Genomic DNA, 12710 nt, shown 5'->3' with positions numbered 1-12710 from the left:
TTCCGGAAAAGGTATTATGTCTCTTATGGGGTATAGCAAAAACTATATAATGTATTGGGGGGGGTACGAGTAGTAATATAGCATACGTTTCCGTATAAGTGTGCACAAACATGAATTTATTTCAAAAAAAAAATTAGCAGTATTTACTTTGGCCTTCAATGTTTTGTTCAAATTTTATATTAGATAAAATAAAACGGCGTCTGCCTGTGTTTCTTTTGTACAAACGCCGTTTTACTTTATTTTCTTAAGTGTGCCTATTCAAAAAGCGCCTCAAACTCGTCCTGGCTGATCTTTTCCTTTTCCAGCAGAAGCTCACAGCACTTATGAAGCACATTCTCATGATCCAGGATGATCTTCTTTGCTTTTTCATAGCATTCGTCGATGATCCGCTTTACCTCGCTGTCAATGGCCGTAGCCACACTCTCGCCGTAGCTTCTGGCATGGGCCAGATCCCGGCCGATGAACACCTCATTCTCATCGCCGCCGTAATTGATCATTCCCACCTTCTCAGACATACCGTACTCGGTCACCATGGCCCGGGCAATGGCGGTGGCCTGCTTGATATCCTGGGACGCCCCGGTGGTCACATCGCCGAAGATCAGCTCCTCCGCGATCCGTCCGCCCAGGGATACCATGATATTCTGGAGCATCTTTCCTTTTGTGTTGAACATCTCATCCTTTTCTGGCAGCGGCATGGTATAGCCGGCTGCGCCCATTCCCGTAGGGATGATGGAAATGGTATGGACAGGGCCCACATCCGGCAGCACGTGGAACAGGATCCCGTGGCCCGCCTCATGGTAGGCAGTGATCTTCTTTTCCTTTTCAGAGATCACCTTGCTCTTCTTCTCCGCTCCGATCCCTACCTTTACAAAGGCCTGATCGATATCCGCCTGGCGGATGAAACGGCGCCCTCCCTTGGCCGACAGGATGGCCGCCTCGTTTAACAGGTTCTCCAGATCCGCTCCAGTAAAGCCTGCGGTGGTCTGGGCCACCCGCTTTAAGTCCACGTCATCGCCCAGGGGCTTTTCCGCCGCATGGACCTGAAGGATCTCCTCCCGGCCGCGGATATCGGGCTTTCCAACACCCACCTTCCGGTCAAAACGGCCGGGACGCAGGATCGCCGGATCCAGGATATCGACCCGGTTGGTGGCCGCCATGACGATGATCCCCTCGTTGACACCGAAGCCGTCCATTTCCACCAGAAGCTGGTTTAAGGTCTGCTCCCGCTCGTCGTGACCGCCGCCCATACCGGTGCCGCGGCGTCTGGCCACAGCGTCGATCTCGTCGATGAACACGATACAGGGGGCGTTCTTCTTGGCGTCCTCAAACAGATCGCGGACACGGGATGCGCCTACGCCCACAAACATCTCCACAAAGTCAGAGCCGGAGATGGAGAAGAAGGGAACGCCTGCCTCCCCGGCCACAGCCTTGGCTAAGAGGGTCTTACCAGTTCCCGGAGGGCCCACTAAGATCACGCCCTTGGGGATCCTGGCTCCCACATCTGTATATTTTTTCGGATTTTTCAGGAAATCCACAATTTCCTCTAAATCTTCTTTTTCTTCCTCAAGACCGGCGACCTTGGAAAAATCCACCGAATTGGTGCGGCTCATTTTTGCCCGGCTTTTTCCAAAGTTCATCATCTTGCTGTTTCCGCCGCCTCCTCCGATCCGGGCGTTCATGTACATCATCAGGAACATGATCACCACAGCGGAAAGACCGATGGGAAGGATAATGGTCATCAGATAATTGTCTTTGGGAACATCATCCACCAGATAGTCGATCCCCTTTTCCCGGAAAAGCTGCTGGACCTCCATCACATCAGACACGGCGATCTTTCCGCGTTCTCCATTTGTCAGGATCGTCATTACGACGCCGGTGGGCGTCTGGGCGTTCTGGCGGATCAGGGCCGTCTCGATCGCGCCGTTTTCCACAGACGTCATGAACTCCTGGTATGTCATCTCATCGCTGAACAGGTTTCCCTGCTGGCTCAGTGTGGACGCAAAAAAGATCAGCGCCATCACAAGCAGGATCAGTCCCATTCCACGAAACTGCTGGTTCTGTTTCAACTGGCTGCCTCCTTACTGAAATTCTACAACGCCGATATACGGAAGATTCCGGTATTTCTGGTCATAATCCAGGCCAAAGCCCACCACAAACTCGTCGGGGATCTCAAAGCAGGTATAATCCACCTTCACCTGCTTTTTCACACGGCGCTCCGGCTTATCCAGCAGCGTACACAGATGAATGGACTCCGGGTTCCTCTGCTTTAAGATCTCGATCAGATAGGCCAGGGTCCGGCCAGAATCGATGATATCCTCCACGATCAGCACATTCTTTCCCGCAATGGATTCGTCCAGATCCTTTACGATCCGCACCACGCCGGAGGACTCGGTGCCGCTGCCATAGCTGGAAACAGACATGAAATCCATGGATACAGGCACCGTCAGCCGCTTGGCCAGCTCGCATGTAAAGAACACGCCGCCCTTTAAGATGCAGATCAGATGCACCTCTTTTCCTGCATAGTCCCGGTTGATCATTGCCGCCACTTCCGCGATTCTTTTATCAACCTCTTCTTCCTTCAATAAAATACGAACATTTTCAGCCATTTTCTTCTCCTTTGCAAACTTGAACTTCCAATATAGTACGGGTATTCTCCGTGATCTTATAAAATTCACTGATGCGGTATCCCATGACCCAGAGCACATGGCTTCCCTCTGCCAGAAGCGGGATGGATGCCCGTTTCTCCTCCGGAATCTTTTCATCTATGAAAAAACGCTTTAAAAGCTTTCTTTTTCCCCCGGCGATCATGAGATAATCACCGCTTTCCCTGGTCCTGACGGATAACGCACCTTTGATTCTATCATAATCAAACCATTTCGTATACTGGTTTTTGGGAATTTCCATTCCTTTTTTATAAGGAAGCAGCCGGGTCTTAATGGGAAATGCCTCCAAAGCCCTTTCTCCGGCCGCCCAGGACAAAAGCCGTTTTTCTGGAGCCACCTCCAGGCGGTCATAGCCCCGCACGGCCCTGAGCCCGTATGGAAGGACCGCCTCCGTTCCTCCCCCCGGGCCCGTCAGGGCCCGCACCGCCTCCACATGCTTTGCGGAAATATCCCTGGGACTGCCCGCTGCCCGGGATACCATGGCCCGCACCAGATAGCCCTGGACCACCGGCGGCTGGCGGTCGAAGATCTCTGTGGGGATGGACACTGCCAATGCCTCTGAAACATCTCCCGCGTCCTCCGGCAGCCGCTCCAGGTCCCCAGCGTCCGCCAGAAGCTTTTCTGCCAGCTCCGCAAAATACGCGTCTGCCTGGGCTGCCAGCTCCGCAGCCGCCAGGATATGCTCCGGAGCCCTGGCGTTGATATTTTCCTTCACCCAGGGCAGAAGCTGGTTGCGGATCCTGTTTCTTGTATACACATTTTCCCCATTGGTGGAATCCTCGCACCAGGGGATCCCTCTCTCCTCCAGATATCCGGCGATCTCTGCACGGGACAGGCAGAGGAGAGGCCGGATCACCTCCCCCCGGACCGGCCGGATCCCGGAAAGCCCTTTAAGGCCGCTCCCCCGGAACATGTTAAAAAGCACCGTTTCCGCACTGTCATCCCGGTGGTGGGCCGTGGCCGTCTTCTGGCAGGAAAACTGCTCTGCCGTCTCCTTCATATGCTCATACCGCAGGATCCGGCCCGCCTCCTCCCCGGAGATCCCCCGGGCCGCCGCATACTCTGCCACATTTTCATGAGCCACTGCCAGAGGGATGCCAAGACGGCCGCAGATCTCCTTCACATAGGCCTCATCCCGGTCTGCCTCCGCTCCCCGCAGGCCATGGTTTAAATGAAAGGCCGCCAGGCGGATCCCCAGCTCCTCTTTCAGTTCGTCCAGCAGGAAAAGAAGGCAGACGGAATCGGCGCCTCCCGACACCCCGGCCAGGAGCCCGTCCCCCGGCTCTGTCATCTCCCAGGACCGCATATATTCCCTTACTCTCTGTTTTACAGCCTCTCCTGTCACTCTCTCATCTCCTGTTTTCCAGCGCTGCACCGGCAGGCCGCCGCCAGCGTCCGGACCTGCCGTTTCCGGCTCCTATCTCCCGTAGATACCGCCCACCAGCACAGTCATATCGTCCCTGGGCTCCCCGTCAAAGGACAGGGCAAAGGCCATGATCATCTCCGCCGTTTCCTGAGGCCCGGCCGCCGGCAGACCGGCAAGGAAATCCGTAAACGCCGCTTCCTTTTCCGCCCCCGGCATGGCGTCCAGGATGCCGTCGCTGACCATGACGATCCGGTCCCCGTCCCAGAGCTTCTTTGAGATCATCACCGGCTCCACCGGATTCATGACTCCGGCGGGCACATGCTCCGACTCCAGCACCTCCACACCGTCCCGGCCCATAATAAAAGAGGCCACGGCTCCCAGCTTCATGGCCTCCGCCACTCCGGAATAAAGATCCACCAGGCAGAGGTCCAGAGTCGCCGGACGGTCGTTCTGCCCGGTCAATAAAAGTACCGTGTTCACCAGCTTCAGGGCCGACCTGGCTGAAAAGCCCGTGCCCAGAAGCTGCTCCGTCAGCTCCATGACCTTCTCGCTGTCCTCGCTGGCCGCCTGGCCGCTGCCCATGCCGTCGGACAGGCTTAAAATGGCCTGGCCCGGAAGGCCGCTCTTAAAGGTGTAGCTGTCGCCGGAGACCTCCTCGCCGTCCCTGGGGACCCTGGAGGACCCGAACAGGATCCGGTACCTGCCGTCCTCAATGAACCGGAAGGAGGCCGGATTCCTGGTGATGATGGCCTTCCCGTCCCGGGCGGCGCTGAAGCTGCCCTTCATGACCTTTGCAATGGCCTCTGAGGCGTCCCTGGCCGTCATACAGCGGCCGTTGGTCATCCGGGCGGTCATGAACACCTCCCGCCGTCCCTGGCCGTACTGGAGCACCAGGAGGCCTTCCACGTCGATCCGCCGTTTCCGTAAGGCCGTCTTCAGCTCTCCCTCCCAGGTCATGGTCACATCCAGGGCCTGCTCCATCTGGCCGGAAAATTCCTCCAGGATCCCCGCCAGCTCCTCAAACTGGGTCATGACTGCGGCCCGGCTCTCCAGAAAGCGGTTTTTCCAGGTCAGGTTCATGGTGGCCCGCCCCAGGTTCCGGTTCAGCTGCCCCAGATAATCCGATTTTCTCCGGCATACCTCCAGAAACCGCCGGGGCATGTCCTCATATTCCACACAGCCCTTTTTTTCAAAGGTCCGCAGAAGATAATACAGATAATAATTCTCATCATCTCCGCCCCGCCTGCATTCCCTCTGGATCCCGCAGGACTCGCACGCTCCGCATACCATGGCCGATGCCGCCTCCAGGGCCGCGATGCCGTCCTCTCTGGAAAGCCCCGGCTCCTCCCGGCACCGCCCGAAGGTCTTTGCCAGCCCGCCCAGGGACTGGGCCATATCCTTCAGCCGCCTGGCCGCGTAAACGTTGGCCTCCGCCATGTCCTTATGTACCGCCCGCCTTTTTAACACAAAAAATCCCTCCTAACCTGCGTACCATATTATAAACAGATCAGGGGGAAATATTTGTCAGTTTTCCGGGCAGTCCATAAAAAATTCCATGACACGATCTACCTGGATTCCTCTGCCTTAAACAAAATCTCGTCTTTTTTGACCAGGCCCAGCTTTTCCTTGGCGACCTTTTCCACATACTGCTTGGTCTGGACGTACACACGGTACTCCTCGAGCTGGGCGGTCCTGGCGATCTCCTCCGCCTCCAGCTTTTCCAGGTTCTGCTCCCTGGCCTGGTATTCCAGGTCCTTTTCCCGAAGGGAGGACGCGCCGATATTGACCACCACGGCAAGGCTTAACACCACTGTGGTGATCCCGATCAGGGCCATACGGTTCTCCAGTCCGTATTTCGGTTTTCTTTTATTTCTTCTGTTTCGGCTCCGCTTCATAATTCCTCACTTCTCTCCGGGCTCTGATATGTATTATTTTCATTTTAATCCATCTTCCGGCCTTTTTCAAGAGGACAAATACATTCCTGCTGACAATTCTGTCGTAGGCCGTCATAGATAAAAGCACACAGCCAATGACGTACCCCCGGACCACGCCGCTGTTCTCCCAAAACAATAAGGAAAAGGTCATGACTGCACAGTAGATCCAGTAAAAAATGTCCTCCAGACCTGTCCATAATGAGCCGTGGGGCACCAGCAGCCGGAAAAGCCGGAGAAGATCATAGCTGACCATGAGAACAGCCCCCAGTAAAAAGCTCATGAGCGCCAGGGCCGCCTCGTCCTGTATGTAAAGGCTCAAAAGGATCTCCCTCCCCGCGTCCTACTTAAACAGTCTGGAAAGAAGCGACTGGCCGGTCTTTTTGAAGCTTTCGCTGGAGGAATATACAAGACTGTCTGCCTGTCCCTCGATGTCGATCTCCCCCTTTTCCAGAGTCAGCCTGCTTACATGGAGGTCTTTTCCTTTGATGGTCAGAAGCCCCATGTCTGTATCCAGCACGATTGTATTTTCATCAAAGGAGATCACGTCCAGGATCCCCGTAAGATTCCCTTTTTCCCGGTTGTACAGCATGATCTGGTGGGAAAGTCCCATTTTTTCATCCATAAAAAAACCTCCTGACATACTTTTTATAAGTATATTAGGAGGTCTTCTCTTTTATTCATAACCGCGCCATATCTTTGCGGCTACGTTTCCTGTTGACGGCTGAACGCCCGCAGAAGGCGGCACACGCCAGGCGCCGTCTTCCCGAAGCTGCGTTCCATATTGCCCGCGCGGCTGCACAGCTCCCCAAAAGCCGCGCCCCTGCGGCAGATCAAAGATACCGGTAAAGCTCCTTCACGTCGTCCTTGCGGACCGTTTCCTGGACGTCCAGGACCTCTACCTTCACAGATTTCGTTCCAAACTGGATCTCAATGATATCTCCCTGCTTCACAGCTGCAGACGCCTTGGCCGGCTTGTCATTGATCATGACCCGTCCGGCGTCGCAGGCCTCGTTGGCCACGGTCCTCCGCTTGATGAGGCGGGATACCTTAAGAAATTTATCGAGTCTCATGGATTAAGCGTTTACCTGATCCTTTAATGCCTTGCCGGCTTTGAACTTGGGAGTTCTGGAAGCTGCGATGGTCATAGCCTCGCCAGTTTTCGGATTTCTTCCTTCTCTCTCCGGTCTCTCAGATACCTCAAAGGTACCAAAGCCAACTAACTGGATCTTCTCACCCTTCACTAATTCTTCTGCTACAACGTCTGTAAAGGCCTTCATTGCCTTTTCTGCATCCTTTTTGGAAAGCTCTGCCTTTTCTGCCACTGCTGCGATTAATTCTGTCTTGTTCATTGAAATTTCCTCCTAAAAATTAGCTCACGATCACCAGAGCGTCTCCGGCGAAGTCCTTGAATTTATAACAGCGGCCCGGCATAGCCGGACCACCGTTTTTTGTACTCTTACATTTATATATGTTTCTGCTTTCTTTGTCAAGGTTTTTCCGCAAAAGAACGAGGTAAAATCACGGTTTTCCGGGGTCTGGAGCCTCCAGGAAAACTGCCTGTCCCGGCGAAAAAAAGGGCGGCGGTTTTTACGCCGCCGCCCTGGGAAAACACAGTCTTAGCTGAGCTCGATCTTTTCTGCCTCTTCCGGCTTAAAATCGTTCTCCAGATCATAGATATTGTGGCCTGTGGAATCGCCCAGAACGCGGCCCTCTAAGGAGTAGCAGCGGATAAAGCGGGTGTCGCTGACGCTGGACCAGTGCTCTACGTCCCAGGTCAGATACCCCATATCGTCGCTCTTCTTCTCTTTCAGGTACAGATCCACCTGTCTGCCGTCCTTCATGATCTTAATGAGATCCTTATAATCAGCGATCTCCACTTCCTCTTTTTTTACAGAATCATAAATCTTCATTGGAATCTCCTCCCCATATTCGTTCATACGATCCCGGCTTTACCGGGACCTGTATGTTTATTATAGCCTTCATGGGGCGAAAACACAAGAAGAGATTGGAAAAATGCGGGAATGCCCGGCCAGGCTGGGCTTTTACCGGTTCTTCCGGGCCGCCCGGGCCTCTTTTTCTCTCCTTTTGATCTCCTCCCAGGTCAGGTCCTTCTCCATCTCCCCGCCGAAAAGCCTGGGGTGACGGTGCACCATCTTTTCACAGATCCCATTGACCACGTCGTCAATGGTAAAATTTCCCTGCTCCTTTTCGATCTCACAGTGGATCATGATCTGGTACAGCACGTCTCCCAGCTCCTCGCACAAATTTTCCGTATCCTGGTTGTCGATGGCTTCCAAGACCTCTCCGCACTCCTCCACCAGATACTTTTTCATGGACTCATGGGTCTGGACGCTGTCCCAGGGACAGCCGTTCTCCTTATCCCGGAGCTTCTCCAGGATCTGCTTTAAATCATCAAATGTATACATGATATCCTCCGGCTCCATTGAAATGCCGCCGGGAGCAAAGACCTTCTGTCCCGGCATCCTGATATCAGTATAACAGAAACCATATGGTTTGTCATGGGTGATTTCCCAGCCCTGGGGACCAGGCCGTCAGCTTTCCATCTGCCTTCCCAGGAATCCGGCGGCAGTGGCTGCCAGACGCAGCTCGCCCTCAGAAAACTTTGCCCGGGGCTCCCGGCTCATGATGACCACCGCTCCGATGGCATCGCCCTCACAAATGATCGGCGTCACCACCTGGGCAGTGACGCCTTCCATATCCTCTGCGGAGACCTCCACATAATTCCGGTCGTCCTTCCCGGCCTGGACGGTGACCCGCTCCTGGATCACATGCTCCAGCTGTCTGCTGATGGGCTTCTGCAGCAGCTCCTTCTTCGCGCCTCCGGCGGCTGCGATCACCTGGTCCCGGTCTGTGATGCAGACCATGAGCCCCGTGGCCTGGGCCATGGCGTCCGCGTACTGTCCGGCAAAAGCATTGAGCTCCATCATCGGCGAGTACTTTTTGAGAATGATCTCCCCTTCCCGGTCTGTGAAGATCTCCAGAGGCGTGCCCTCCCGGAGCCGGAGCGTGCGGCGGATCTCCTTGGGGATCACCACCCTGCCCAGGTCGTCGATTCTCCTTACGATTCCAGTAGCTTTCATAACGTAAATTCCTCCATTTGCTTTAACTATCCGTTTCTGGAAAATAGTATCTGTAAATGGAGGAATTTTATGCGCTCTATGAAATTTTCCCCGTTCCCGCCCTCGCAGGCCCAGTCAATGTCCGGTAATAACCATACTCAATTACGATGCACATGTACGCGATCGGGGCATAACGATCCAGATAGGGAGTCGAACCCCAGACATGCGCCCTTACATGTGCCATGTACGGCTTGCGCAGCCGCCGCGCGACATTCGCCCTGTTCCTGCTACCAGACCCAGCCTTATTCGATCAGCTCTGTGCTCCAGTTATTCTCCTGGAGCTTATTGTCCAGCAGTCTCAGCTCTTTGGCCATTTTGTCGATCTCATCCTGCCAGTCCGTTACAGAGATGGCCGCCTTGATCTTTATCTCCGTATTTCTTGCCCTGTAAGACGTCTGGCTTCCTGTATAGACAATGTCCTTATATACGCCGATCTTCAGGATCAGCGCATCCTTTCTTGCGATCAGCTCCGTTAAGGTCCGGCCATCCACCTTTGTCTGGGAATTGGTCAGGTTGATCCTGGAGATCAGATACGCCAGCCGCTCCACCGACGCATCCAGCTCCCGCTTCAGCCGTTCCGGCTCCTCTGCGGTTCTTTCGCCTTCCTGTACCAGCACATTGCTGTTCAGCCTCTTCCTCAGCTGCTCAATATTCCTGTTTAAATCCGCCCGCTCCTGCAGCGCCTCTGCCAGCTTCATTGTGTATCCCTCCCGGTTGGTTTGGTGTGGTATCACTGTGGTGGTGCAATGATGGGGGTGTGATACCGTGGTGGTTTGGTTGAATTGTTTGGTTGAAGGATTTGTTTCCTAAATATCGTATTGATATAGTTTAGTATAGCACATGGGAAGTGGGAAATCTATCGTAGGGAAGAGGAAATGTGATGATTGCGAAAGAAGCTTGCGAAGGCCGAAGCCAGAATTGGGGAATCGGCGATTTTATCTCATACACCCTTGCACTGCTGTTCCAGATATGCTACACTGGCACAAAGCATATATTTCTTACTTTCCCGGCCAATCCGGTCGTCTGGAGATTCTTATTCATTTCAGAAGATCTATGCTTTTCCCTTATTAAAATTTGAAAAGCAGGAGATCTCCGGTTCTCCTGCGGAAGGAGGACATATGAAGCCTATGAACGATCATGCCCAGGCTCCGGCACAGTTCCCCATGGCCCGGCGAGACTACAAGGACACTCTGTTCCGGCTGCTGTTCCAGGACAGGGACCGGCTCCTAAGCCTTTACAACGCAGTAAAAGGGACGTCTTACGCTTCTTCGGAGGAGCTGACCGTAGTGACTCTGGAAAACGCTGTGTACATGAACATGAAAAACGATGTGGCCTTCCTGGTAGATTTCCAGCTGAATCTCTACGAGCACCAGTCCACCTGGAATCCCAACATGCCGCTCCGTAACCTGTTCTATGCAGCAAAGGAGTACCAGACCCTTACCCGGGACCAATCCCTTTATGCGCCCCAGCTGGTAAAGATCCTAAAGATCGCGCCCGGGAAGAATAAGGAGCTTATGGATACCTGCCAGACGTTGAAAGAGTATATGCTCTTTGTGGAACGGGTGCGGCTCCATGCAAAAACCATGGCGGTGCAGGCGGCGGTCCACCGGGCCGTCACAGAATGCATCCGGGAAGGGATCCTTTCGGATTTCCTCTCTAAGAACCAATCGGAGGTGATCGCAGTGAGTATATTTGAGTATGATGAAGAACGTGAACTGGCGCTGATGCGGAAGGCCATCGCCTCTGAGGCGCGGAAAGAAGGAATCGCAGAAGGGCGCAATGCAGGACACAAGGAGGGACGCGAGGATGAGATAAAAAGCCTCATCCGCACCAAACTTCAAAAGGGAAAGTCCATATCGCAGATCGCGGATGAGCTGGAGCGGGATGAGGAGACGATTGAGAGGGTGATTCGGGGGATGGGAGGTGAATGAAGGAGGCTTTCTCTTTTGTCCGCACCCCCGATTTTCATACCCTGGAAAATTGGAATTATTATTTTGTTTTTTACAATATATACACAATGTATACGGTATTCATAAAAAATACTGCTTCCGACAAGATTCACTTTCTATATTTTCTTAAAACTGTATTTATAAACTCTACACAAACACTTTTGTAAAACATATAATTAATTATAAAGGCAACAATAAATGCAATTATCGAAATAAACACAGCGGCTGCAAAGCAGTGAACATATGTGTCTATTGTAAACATAGATAATCCATAGGATGCCAAGATAAAAATGGCTACAAAACCGATTGTATTTACTAAACTTCTTTTAATGAAGCATCCTACTTTTCTATAGAATACTTGCCTAGATAAGTAGAATACATAGTAAACCAATCTAAAAAATACTGCAACAGCTGTTCCTATCGCAATACCTATCAATCCAAACTGTTTAACCAGTATAATAGAGAGAATTACATTAATGGCTGCCTCTCCATATGCGGCTATCCTGGTTTCTTTGAACTTGCCAGCTGCTATCACCATTGCATGATAAGGTGTTCTTAAGCAATAGAGCAACGATGAAATACTCAGTATAAACGAAAATATAGGCGCAATATAATCTGCGTCATTTATGTTAAAAGTATATACTCTTACAAATGGTACAATCATGGCAACTAAAGTACCATACATGGTCAGAGAGGTAAATGATATAAGCATTTCATAATAATCAAACATTTTATGTAATAAATTTAATTCTCTTCTCGCTAACATGTCTCCAAACAAGGCTTCCATGCCTGCAACAAAAGAAATCGTTAAACTTTGAACAGCACTTATAACCATGTTATAAACGGAATATACAGCAACCAGTGTCAGATTACTAAAAATTGTAATAATCGCCACATCTGTATTGGAATGAAGAAAATAAGCAATGTGTTGGCCTAATCCATCCCACTTTTGTTTCAAAGCCTCACTATCGCCCCCCCTTGCTTTTGTCAGTGTAAAATGATGTCTAACATAAAGCGACAACAATATAGGTCGTACAAAATAAACCAGACTGCTTGCTAGCTTCACCGCAATCAGACTACAATTTAGCGAGACCAATATAATTGTCATAATAGTATTGAATATCATTGTGCTCACATTAATAAGATTAGATATATACTGTCTTTGTGAAGCCTCAATCAATACTGCATTTGAAATTCCAATGAAATATTGGCCAAACAATGAAATACTTATAGAAAAAACCAACAATATCGTGGTGGTTTCATCAAAGCAATTTATGTCTGCTATTTTATTAAAATTAAATGCCAAAAAAATAACATAGGCAAGAAAAATAAAGCCGATTACGTTAAAGAATCTTTTTATTTCATGAAATATCGCACTTATTTGTACTATGTTGTTTTCTGCCAATGGTTTATATAAAGCAGCTCTTGCAACGCCCCCTATTCCACCCTCTAATAATGCAATATATGAAAGAAATTGAGTAATGGAAGCTGTTGCCCCATATGGTTCGGATCCATAATGCCTTATCAAAAGTCTAGGCAAAAGAAAACCACACACAATGGTTGCTATTTGACAAGCAAAAGGGATAATTATATTCAACTTTGCTCGTCTAAATCTAAGCTCACCCATTTTGTTTTGCTCCTTTTATGTGAAGATCTCA

Annotated in this window: 15 protein-coding genes; 1 reads left to right on the top strand and 14 read right to left on the bottom strand. The window is 51.3% G+C overall.

Annotated elements, in window-relative coordinates:
• Nucleotides 1–254: 254 nt before the first annotated feature.
• From ftsH to WIH05_RS03730, 13 genes are all read right to left on the bottom strand, one after another.
• Nucleotides 255–2066: an ATP-dependent zinc metalloprotease FtsH gene (gene ftsH, locus WIH05_RS03790; protein ID WP_022272672.1), complete on the bottom strand. Its 1812-nt coding sequence runs from the start codon at nt 2064–2066 to the stop codon at nt 255–257.
• 12 nt (nt 2067–2078) lie between these two features.
• Nucleotides 2079–2606 carry a hypoxanthine phosphoribosyltransferase gene (gene hpt / locus WIH05_RS03785; protein ID WP_022272671.1) on the bottom strand — a complete coding sequence of 176 codons (528 nt, stop codon included), beginning with the start codon at nt 2604–2606 and terminating at the stop codon, nt 2079–2081.
• A complete protein-coding gene (gene tilS / locus WIH05_RS03780; RefSeq protein WP_337424998.1) occupies nt 2599–4008 on the bottom strand; it encodes a tRNA lysidine(34) synthetase TilS in 1410 nt (469 codons plus the stop codon). Before tilS ends, hpt begins: the two co-directional genes overlap by 8 nt.
• Before the next feature lie 72 nt (nt 4009–4080).
• Nucleotides 4081–5466: a SpoIIE family protein phosphatase gene (locus tag WIH05_RS03775; RefSeq protein ID WP_252207820.1), complete on the bottom strand. Its 1386-nt coding sequence runs from the start codon at nt 5464–5466 to the stop codon at nt 4081–4083.
• Between the two features lie 128 nt (nt 5467–5594).
• Nucleotides 5595–5924: a septum formation initiator family protein gene (locus tag WIH05_RS03770; protein ID WP_337424997.1), complete on the bottom strand. Its 330-nt coding sequence runs from the start codon at nt 5922–5924 to the stop codon at nt 5595–5597.
• Nucleotides 5896–6282, bottom strand: a complete 387-nt coding sequence (gene yabQ / locus WIH05_RS03765) for a spore cortex biosynthesis protein YabQ (RefSeq protein WP_022273522.1) — start codon at nt 6280–6282, stop codon at nt 5896–5898. The genes WIH05_RS03770 and yabQ overlap by 29 nt, the downstream gene beginning before the upstream one ends.
• A 21-nt stretch (nt 6283–6303) precedes the next feature.
• Nucleotides 6304–6585 (bottom strand): sporulation protein YabP, encoded by a 282-nt coding sequence (yabP, locus tag WIH05_RS03760; RefSeq protein WP_022273523.1) that lies wholly within the window; start codon nt 6583–6585, stop codon nt 6304–6306.
• Between the two features lie 208 nt (nt 6586–6793).
• Entirely contained in the window at nt 6794–7033 is a 240-nt protein-coding gene (locus WIH05_RS03755; protein ID WP_158360203.1) for an RNA-binding S4 domain-containing protein, read from the bottom strand.
• A gap of 3 nt (nt 7034–7036) precedes the next feature.
• Nucleotides 7037–7312: an HU family DNA-binding protein gene (locus WIH05_RS03750; protein ID WP_022273525.1), complete on the bottom strand. Its 276-nt coding sequence runs from the start codon at nt 7310–7312 to the stop codon at nt 7037–7039.
• A gap of 267 nt (nt 7313–7579) precedes the next feature.
• The gene (locus tag WIH05_RS03745; protein WP_022273526.1) at nt 7580–7873 is read right to left on the bottom strand and encodes a hypothetical protein; all 294 of its coding nucleotides are present in this window, start codon (nt 7871–7873) and stop codon (nt 7580–7582) included.
• Nucleotides 7874–8005: 132 nt separating this feature from the next.
• The gene (locus tag WIH05_RS03740; RefSeq protein WP_337424995.1) at nt 8006–8389 is read right to left on the bottom strand and encodes a MazG nucleotide pyrophosphohydrolase domain-containing protein; all 384 of its coding nucleotides are present in this window, start codon (nt 8387–8389) and stop codon (nt 8006–8008) included.
• 126 nt (nt 8390–8515) lie between these two features.
• Nucleotides 8516–9064, bottom strand: a complete 549-nt coding sequence (gene spoVT, locus WIH05_RS03735; RefSeq protein ID WP_337424994.1) for a stage V sporulation protein T — start codon at nt 9062–9064, stop codon at nt 8516–8518.
• Nucleotides 9065–9345: 281 nt separating this feature from the next.
• A complete protein-coding gene (locus tag WIH05_RS03730) occupies nt 9346–9801 on the bottom strand; it encodes a DIP1984 family protein (RefSeq protein ID WP_158360200.1) in 456 nt (151 codons plus the stop codon).
• A gap of 420 nt (nt 9802–10221) precedes the next feature.
• Here WIH05_RS03730 and WIH05_RS03725 point away from each other — a divergent pair, with 420 nt between their 5' ends.
• A complete protein-coding gene (locus WIH05_RS03725; RefSeq protein ID WP_337424993.1) occupies nt 10222–11034 on the top strand; it encodes a hypothetical protein in 813 nt (270 codons plus the stop codon).
• Between the two features lie 127 nt (nt 11035–11161).
• Here WIH05_RS03725 and WIH05_RS03720 read toward each other — a convergent pair whose 3' ends face one another.
• Entirely contained in the window at nt 11162–12679 is a 1518-nt protein-coding gene (locus WIH05_RS03720; RefSeq protein ID WP_337424992.1) for a polysaccharide biosynthesis C-terminal domain-containing protein, read from the bottom strand.
• Nucleotides 12680–12710: the final 31 nt, after the last annotated feature.

This window comes from Alitiscatomonas sp. (genome assembly GCF_037242085.1).
Lineage (GTDB): Bacteria > Bacillota > Clostridia > Lachnospirales > Lachnospiraceae > Alitiscatomonas > Alitiscatomonas aceti.
This window is presented reverse-complemented; position numbering and strand designations above follow the sequence as displayed.

Excerpts from the sequence above, each read along its gene's own strand:
- WIH05_RS03720 (WP_337424992.1), bottom strand. The coding sequence starts at position 12,679 with ATGGGTGAGCTTAGATTTAGACGAGCAAAGTTGAATATAATTATCCCT.
- WIH05_RS03730 (WP_158360200.1), bottom strand. The coding sequence starts at position 9,801 with ATGAAGCTGGCAGAGGCGCTGCAGGAGCGGGCGGATTTAAACAGGAAT.
- WIH05_RS03725 (WP_337424993.1), top strand. The coding sequence starts at position 10,222 with ATGAAGCCTATGAACGATCATGCCCAGGCTCCGGCACAGTTCCCCATG.
- yabP (WP_022273523.1), bottom strand. The coding sequence starts at position 6,585 with ATGGATGAAAAAATGGGACTTTCCCACCAGATCATGCTGTACAACCGG.
- hpt (WP_022272671.1), bottom strand. The coding sequence starts at position 2,606 with ATGGCTGAAAATGTTCGTATTTTATTGAAGGAAGAAGAGGTTGATAAA.
- WIH05_RS03750 (WP_022273525.1), bottom strand. The coding sequence starts at position 7,312 with ATGAACAAGACAGAATTAATCGCAGCAGTGGCAGAAAAGGCAGAGCTT.
- WIH05_RS03770 (WP_337424997.1), bottom strand. The coding sequence starts at position 5,924 with ATGAAGCGGAGCCGAAACAGAAGAAATAAAAGAAAACCGAAATACGGA.
- WIH05_RS03745 (WP_022273526.1), bottom strand. The coding sequence starts at position 7,873 with ATGAAGATTTATGATTCTGTAAAAAAAGAGGAAGTGGAGATCGCTGAT.
- WIH05_RS03775 (WP_252207820.1), bottom strand. The coding sequence starts at position 5,466 with ATGGCGGAGGCCAACGTTTACGCGGCCAGGCGGCTGAAGGATATGGCC.
- WIH05_RS03740 (WP_337424995.1), bottom strand. The coding sequence starts at position 8,389 with ATGTATACATTTGATGATTTAAAGCAGATCCTGGAGAAGCTCCGGGAT.
- WIH05_RS03755 (WP_158360203.1), bottom strand. The coding sequence starts at position 7,033 with ATGAGACTCGATAAATTTCTTAAGGTATCCCGCCTCATCAAGCGGAGG.
- spoVT (WP_337424994.1), bottom strand. The coding sequence starts at position 9,064 with ATGAAAGCTACTGGAATCGTAAGGAGAATCGACGACCTGGGCAGGGTG.